Origin of the sequence: Methylobacterium crusticola, assembly GCF_003574465.1 — a bacterium.
GTDB lineage: Bacteria > Pseudomonadota > Alphaproteobacteria > Rhizobiales > Beijerinckiaceae > Methylobacterium > Methylobacterium crusticola.
Window position 1 is genome coordinate 1 of the sequence record NZ_KZ984657.1, and the last position, 7,049, is coordinate 7,049.

At 73.0% G+C, this 7,049-nt stretch carries 7 protein-coding genes and 1 pseudogene; 7 read left to right on the forward strand and 1 reads right to left on the reverse strand.

Annotated elements, in window-relative coordinates:
* Window positions 1–200 precede the first annotated feature (200 nt).
* The 7 genes and pseudogenes from map to DT057_RS05270 form a co-directional block, all read left to right on the forward strand.
* On the forward strand, window positions 201–840 hold a 640-nt coding region (map, locus tag DT057_RS05245; protein ID WP_244937345.1), incomplete at its 3' end, for a type I methionyl aminopeptidase.
* 1 nt (window position 841) lies between these two features.
* Window positions 842–998: pseudogene (locus DT057_RS36530) on the forward strand (type I methionyl aminopeptidase); the annotation flags it as partial.
* Between the two features lie 92 nt (window positions 999–1,090).
* Window positions 1,091–1,825, forward strand: coding sequence for a RadC family protein (gene radC / locus DT057_RS05250; RefSeq protein WP_128561059.1), 735 nt, complete (start codon window positions 1,091–1,093; stop codon window positions 1,823–1,825).
* A 289-nt stretch (window positions 1,826–2,114) separates the two neighbouring features.
* Window positions 2,115–3,554: a circularly permuted type 2 ATP-grasp protein gene (locus tag DT057_RS05255; RefSeq protein WP_128561060.1), complete on the forward strand. Its 1,440-nt coding sequence runs from the start codon at window positions 2,115–2,117 to the stop codon at window positions 3,552–3,554.
* 64 nt (window positions 3,555–3,618) lie between these two features.
* Window positions 3,619–4,563: an alpha-E domain-containing protein gene (locus DT057_RS05260; RefSeq protein WP_128561061.1), complete on the forward strand. Its 945-nt coding sequence runs from the start codon at window positions 3,619–3,621 to the stop codon at window positions 4,561–4,563.
* Between the two features lie 158 nt (window positions 4,564–4,721).
* A complete protein-coding gene (locus DT057_RS05265) occupies window positions 4,722–5,558 on the forward strand; it encodes a transglutaminase family protein (protein ID WP_128561062.1) in 837 nt (278 codons plus the stop codon).
* Window positions 5,559–5,736: 178 nt separating this feature from the next.
* The gene (locus DT057_RS05270) at window positions 5,737–6,486 is read left to right on the forward strand and encodes a proteasome-type protease (RefSeq protein ID WP_128561063.1); all 750 of its coding nucleotides are present in this window, start codon (window positions 5,737–5,739) and stop codon (window positions 6,484–6,486) included.
* 79 nt (window positions 6,487–6,565) lie between these two features.
* On the opposite strand, the gene DT057_RS05275 is transcribed toward DT057_RS05270, so the two are convergent.
* Window positions 6,566–7,049, reverse strand: a 484-nt coding sequence (locus tag DT057_RS05275; RefSeq protein ID WP_162501327.1) for a thiamine phosphate synthase, incomplete at its 5' end; no start/stop codon positions are given.

The window sequence follows — 7,049 nt, forward strand, 5'->3', positions numbered from 1 at the left end:
CGCCCGTGGCCGCCCCGGCCCCGGCCCCGGCGGCCGTCTCCGCTGCCGCCTCCGCCCCCGCGGCCGGCCGGAAATGGGTCGATCCGCGCTGACGCCGCGCGGGGCGGAGACTGGCTTCGTCCTTGGCTTCGCGGCGGGAAACGCCTACATCCGGGTGATCGCCCGCGGCAGCCTCCAGACCCGAGTTCCGGACCCGTTCGATGAGTCGTGACGAGCAGAGCGCGGTCCAGGACGGCCGCCGGCAGGAGCCGCCGATCCACGGGCCCGAGGCCTTCGAGGCCATGCGCCAGGCGGGCCGCCTGACGGCCGAGGCCCTGGACCTGCTGATGGAGGCGGTGGCGCCCGGCGTCACCACCGAGGCCCTCGACCGCCTCGCCTACACCTTCGCGATGGACCACGGCGCCTACCCGGCCTCGCTGTTCTACCGCGGCTACCCGAAATCGATCTGCACCTCGATCAACCACGTCGTCTGCCACGGCATCCCGAACGACAAGCCGCTGCGCGAGGGCGACATCGTCAACCTCGACATCTGCCTGATCGTCGACGGCTGGCACGGCGATTCGAGCCGCATGGCCTACGTGGGCGAGGTGCCCCGCAAGGCCGCCCGCCTGTGCGACATCACCCACGAGGCGATGATGCGCGGCATCGCGGCCATCCGGCCGGGCGGCACCACCAACGACATCGGCGCCGCCATCCAGGCCTTCGCCGAGGGCGAGCGCTGCTCGGTGGTGCGCGACTTCTGCGGCCACGGCCTGGGACGGACCTACCACGACGCGCCGACCGTGCTGCACTACGTCGAGCCGAGCTACAACGTGGTCCTGCGGCCCGGGCAGTTCTTCANGCACGTGAAGGTGCTGTCGGACGGCTGGACCGCCGTGACCCGCGACCGCTCGCTCTCGGCCCAGTTCGAGCACACCGTGGCGGTGACCGAGACCGGCGTCGAGATCTTCACGCTGTCGCCGAGGGGCCTCGACAAGCCCCACGACCTGGGCGCCTGACCGGGGACGGGGCGCCGGGGACCGCCTGCCGCCATGACGCGTCCCGCTCCGACGCTTCCCCCACGGTCGCCGCCCCCGGGCCCGGCCGGCCCATGACCCGGCTCCCCCGGCGCCCGCCGGGCCTGGACGAGACCGCCGGCGAGGCGCCCCGGGCCGACGAGGCCCCGCACTACCACGGCCACCGCGACCGCCTGCGGGCCCGCTTCGCGCAGGGCGACACCCTGCCCGACTACGAGTTCCTGGAGCTCGTGCTGTTCCGCTCGATCCCGCGCCGGGACGTCAAGCCGGTCGCCAAGGCGCTGATCCAGCGCTTCGGCAGCTTCGCCGAGGTGATCACCGCGCCCGCCGACCGCCTGATGGAGGTCGACGGCATCGGGCCGACGGTGGTGGCCGACCTGAAGATCCTGGAGGCGGCCGGGCGGCGGCTCGCCCGCGGGGCGGTGGCCGAGCGCACGCTGCTCTCCTCCTGGGCCGCCGTGATCGATTACTGCCGCGCCGCCATGGCGTTCGCGCCGCGCGAGGAGTTCCGCCTGCTCTTCCTCGACAAGCGCAACCGCCTGATCGCCGACGAGGTGCAGGGCCGCGGCACCGTCGACCACACGCCGGTCTACCCCCGGGAGGTCGTGCGCCGGGCGCTCGAGCTCTCGGCCACCGCCCTGATCCTCGTCCACAACCACCCCTCGGGCGACCCCACGCCCTCGCAGGCCGACATCAAGATGACCCGCGACATCGTCGCGGTGGCGGGCCCCCTCGGCATCGTGGTGCACGACCACATCATCGTCGGCCGCGACGGCCACGCGAGCTTCAAGGGCCTCAAGCTCATCTAGGGCGGCGGCCGCTCGCGTGCCGCCCCGGGTCCCGCCGCGCTGCCGGCCCCGGACCGGCGTCCGCGTCGGCGCGGGGTCTCCGGGGGCCCGCCGGACCTCGGGGGCTCCCGGGCGGCCCGCCGGCGGGCCCCGACCAGCGCCCGCCCGCCCGTCGGCCCCCCCGGGACCCCCGCGCGCGCGTCCCGGCTGCCGTTGCGGAACCCGCGTGCAACCCTGGCCGCGGAGGCGCATTTCCTTTGCCTTGGCCCCCGTCTTGCGTCTAGCTTCCGGGTCAAACAGAGGGACGCCCATGCCGCTCAGCGCGTTCGACGAAATGAACGGGATCCTGGGGAGCGGGCCCACCCAAGCCGCGGTCCGGGACGCCTACGCGGCTCTCAAGACCTGGCTCGACACCACCCCGCCGGAGCACTTCAACACCCGGCGCAGCCAGGCCGAGCTGTTCTTCCGCCGCATCGGCATCACCTTCGCGGTCTACGGTGACAACGAGTCGACCGAGCGCCTGATCCCCTTCGACATCATCCCGCGGGTGCTGACGAAGCCCGAATGGGGCTTCCTGGAGCGGGGCCTCAAGCAGCGCGTCACCGCCCTCAACGCCTTCCTGGCCGACATCTACGGCCCGCAGGACTGCATCAGGGCCGGGGTGATCCCGGGCGACCTCGTCTACCGCAACCCGCACTACCGGCTGGAGATGCGGGACTTCGAGGTGCCGCACGGGAAGTACGTCCACATCGCGGGCATCGACATCGTGCGCACCGGCGAGGACGAGTTCTTCGTGCTCGAGGACAACGCCCGCACCCCGTCCGGCGTCTCCTACATGCTCGAGAACCGCGAGGTGATGCTGCGGCTCTTCCCCGAGCTGTTCTCCAAGCACCGGGTCTCGCCGGTCGAGGCCTACCCGGACGCCCTGCTCGCCACCCTGCGCAGCCTCGCACCGATGAGCGCCGCCCGCGACCCGACGGTGGTGCTCCTGACCCCCGGCCGCTTCAACTCGGCCTTCTACGAGCATTCCTTCCTGGCCGACAAGCTCGGCGTCGATCTCGTGGAGGCCTCGGACCTCTTCACCAAGGACGACGTCGTCTACATGCGGACCACGGAAGGCCCGCGCCGGGTCGACGTGATCTACCGGCGCATCGACGATGACTTCCTCGATCCCCTGGTGTTCCGGCCGGACTCGGTGCTCGGGGTGCCGGGCCTGATGAGCGCCTACCAGAGCGGCAGCGTCACCCTCGCCAACGCCGTCGGCACGGGCATCGCGGACGACAAGGCGGTCTACAGCTACATGCCGGAGATCGTGCGGTTCTTCACCGGCGAGGAGCCGATCCTGCACAACGTCCCGACCTGGCGCTGCCGCGAGAAGGACGCCCTCGGCTACGTGCTGGCCAACCTCGGCGACCTCGTGGTCAAGGAGGTCAACGGCTCGGGCGGCTACGGCATGCTGGTGGGCCCCCACGCCACCAAGCGCGAGATCGAGGAGTTCGGCCGCAAGCTGCGCCACGCGCCGGACGGCTTCATCGCCCAGCCGACCCTCGCGCTCTCCACCTGCCCGACCTTCGTGGCCTCCGGCGTCGCGCCCCGGCACGTCGACCTGCGGCCCTTCGTGCTCGCGGGGGCGGAGGAGATCCGCATCGTGCCGGGCGGGCTGACCCGGGTGGCCCTCAAGGAGGGATCGCTCGTGGTGAACTCGAGCCAGGGGGGCGGCACCAAGGACACCTGGGTCCTCGACGGCTGACACCGCCCCCGCGCTCCGCACGCCGACGCCGCCCCTTCCCCCGCGCCATCTCCCGCGTGACGCCATGCTCTCCCGCACCGCCGACAACCTGTACTGGCTCTCGCGCTACGCCGAGCGCGCCGATTTCGTCGCCCGCATCCTCGACGCGGCCCTGCGGCTCACGGCGCTGCCGGCGAGCTACGGCGGCGGCGAGACCAACGAGTGGGAATCCGCCCTCGCCTCGGCGGGCAATGCCGAGCTGTTCCGGCCGCTCTACGACAGCGTCAACGAGCACACGGTGCGGGACTTCCTGGCCTTCAGCCCGAACAACCCGTCCTCGATCCGCTCCTGCCTCCAGACCGCGCGGGAGAACGCCCGCAGCGTCCGCACGGCGCTGACCGGGGAGATGTGGGAGGCGATCAACGAGGCTTTCCTGCACCTGCGCTCCTACGAGGGCCGGGACCTCAGCCGCGAGGAGTTCGCCCGCTTCCTCGACTGGGTGAAGGGCGTCTCGCTGGCCTTCGACGGCTCGGCCTACCGCACCATGCTGCGCAACGACGCCTACTGGTTCACCCGGCTCGGCGTCGCCATCGAGCGCGCCGACAACACCGCCCGCATCCTCGACGTGAAGTACCACGTGCTCCTGCCCGAGACCGAGCGGATCGGCGGCAGCCTCGACTACTTCCAGTGGACCACGATCCTGCGCGAGGTCTCGGCGCTGACGGCCTACCACTGGGTCTACCGCGAGAGCATCAAGCCCTGGCTGGTGGCGGACCTGCTGATCCTCAACCGCGAGATGCCCCGCTCGCTCGCCAATTGCTACGAGATGCTGGTGCGCCACCTCGACCTGATCGCCGATTCGTACGGGCGCCGCGGGCCGAGCCAGCGGCTCGCCAGCAACATGCTGGCCCAGCTCGACGGGCAGTCGGTGGAGGCGGTGTTCGCCGGCGGCCTGCACGAGTTCATCCAGGCCTTCATCGCCGAGAACAACCGCCTCGGCGCGGCGATCATCGAGCAGTACCTCGTCTGAGCCGCCTCGCTCGCCGGGGCGGTGTCGCGGCCCCGCAGGACGGGATCGCCGCCCGAACGGGGCGGGATCGCCGCCGGACTTGACGGTTTCGCCGCCGCGCGGGTCGGTGTAAGACGCCGCACGGCACAGCTCTTCGTGTCACAGAGCCTCTCGACACCATGCGCATCCGCGTCGTCCACGAGACGGTCTACCACTACGACAGCCCGGCCCGGGGCCTGATCCAGATGCTGCGCCTGACGCCGCGCGACCACGACGGCCAGCACGTCCGCTCCTGGCGGATCGAGCCCACCGTCGACGGGCGCCTGAGCCGGCGCGAGGACGGGTTCGGCAACGTCGTCCACGTCTTCAGCGCCGACGGCCCGGAGGAGGCGCTGACCATCCGGGTCGCCGGCGAGGTCGAGACCACCGAGATGCACGGCGTCATGCGCGGCACCGTCGAGCGCCTGCCCGATCCGTTCTACCTGCGCGAGTCGCGCTTCGCCCTCGCGGACGAGGCCATCCGGACCTTCGCGGACGAGGTCGTGGCCGGGCAGGCCGACGACCGCCTCGCCCGGCTGCACCGCCTGCTCGGCGCCCTCCACCAGGCGGTGCGCTACGCGCCCGGCCCCACGGATTCCGGCAGCACCGCCGCCGAGGCCTTCGCGCTGCGCGAGGGCGTGGGCCAGGACCTCGCCCACATCTTCATCGCCGCGGCCCGCCACCTCGAGATCCCGGTGCGGTACGTCTCGGGCTACTACTACCGTGCCGACACGGCCGAGCAGGAGGCCGGCCACGCCTGGGTCGAGGCCCGGGTGCCGGACCTCGGCTGGGTCGGGTTCGACCCGGCCTACGGCATCGCCGCCACCGAGGCGCACCTGCGGGTGGCGGTCGGCCTCGACTACCTCGACGCGGCCCCGGTCCGGGGCAGCCGCGTCGGCGGCGGCACCGAGACGCTGAGCGTGCGCGTCAAGGTCGACGACGCCCGCGGGCAGGCGCAGGCCCAGTCCCAGAGCTGAGGGCGCGTCCCGCGAGGACGGGCACCGCCCTCGCGGGACGACGCCTGGGGGCGGGGCGGGATCGGGCTGGATTCGAGCCGGCATCTGCGCCAGGGTATTGCCGGCGGCCGGAACGCCAGCGCGGGCGACCGGCACGATCGCGGTGGCGGCGAGAGCGATCGCCGGGGGGCGGTGAGCGATGACCTATTGCGTCGGGATCCTGGTGGAAGAGGGTCTCGTCATGATCGCCGACACGCGCACCAACGCGGGTCTCGACGACATCTCGACCTACCGCAAGCTGCACATGTTCACGGTGCCGGGCGAGCGGGTGCTGGCGCTCGCCTCCGCGGGCAACCTCTCGGTCACGCAGTCGGTGCTGAGCCTGCTCACCGAGGGCGTCGAGGACCCCGATACCGGCAAGCCCGAGACGATCTACGAGGTCTCGACCATGTTCCGCGCCGCCCAGCTCATCGGGCGCGCGATCCGCAAGGTCAGGACGATCGAGCGCGCCGGGTTCGAGGCGGCGCAGCTGCGCTTCGAGGTCTCGTTCCTGTTCGGCGGCCAGATCGGCGACGGGCCGATGCGGCTCTACATGATCTACTCGGCCGGCAACTTCATCGCCTGCAGCCAGGACGCACCGTTCCTGCAGATCGGCGAGCACAAGTACGGCAAGCCGATCCTCGACCGGGCGGTGACGTTCCGGACGGACATCTACGACGCCCTCAAGGTCGGCCTGGTCTCGATGGACTCGACCATGCGCTCGAACCTCGGGGTCGGCCTGCCCATCGACCTCGCGGTGGTGCGGCGCAACACCTGCGACACCGAGGTGCTGCACCGGATCGAGGCGGGCGAGCCCTACTTCCACGATCTCCGGGAACGCTGGTCGGCGGCCCTGCGCGCGGCGCATCGGGCGATCCCGCGCCCGCCCTACGGGCCCTCGGCGAAGTAGCCGGGCCGCCGGGGCGGGCCGCACGGGGCGGAAGGACCGGCCCGCCGCAGGAACGCCGCGACGCGCGAAGCCCTGGTTCTCAGCCGGGTTCGCTGGCGCCCTCCCGGTCCCAGGCCGCGATCAGCGCCCGCACGGCCCCGGCGGGGTCGGCCCCCCGCATCACCCCGCCCATGACGGCGACGCCGGCCGCGCCCGCGCGCCGGCACTCCGGGACGCTCCCGGCCGCGATGCCGCCGAGCGCCAGCACGGGCAGCCCCAGGGCCGCCCCGGCCCGCACGCCGTCGAGGCCGAGGGCCGGGCCGTAGCCGGGCTTGCTGGCGCTGGCGAAGACCGGGCTCAGGGTGACGTAGTCCGCGCCCGCGTCCCGGGCGGCCGCGACGTCGGCGAGCGAGTGGGCCGAGAGGCCGATGAGCGCCCCCGGGCCCAGGCGCGCCCGCGCCGGCGCCACCGCCGCGGGATCGCCGAGCTGCGCGCCCCCGGCCCCGACCTCGGCCGCGAGGGCGACGTCCCGTCCCACGACCAGGCACCCGCCCGCGCCCGCGACCTGCGCCGCCAGGTCCGCC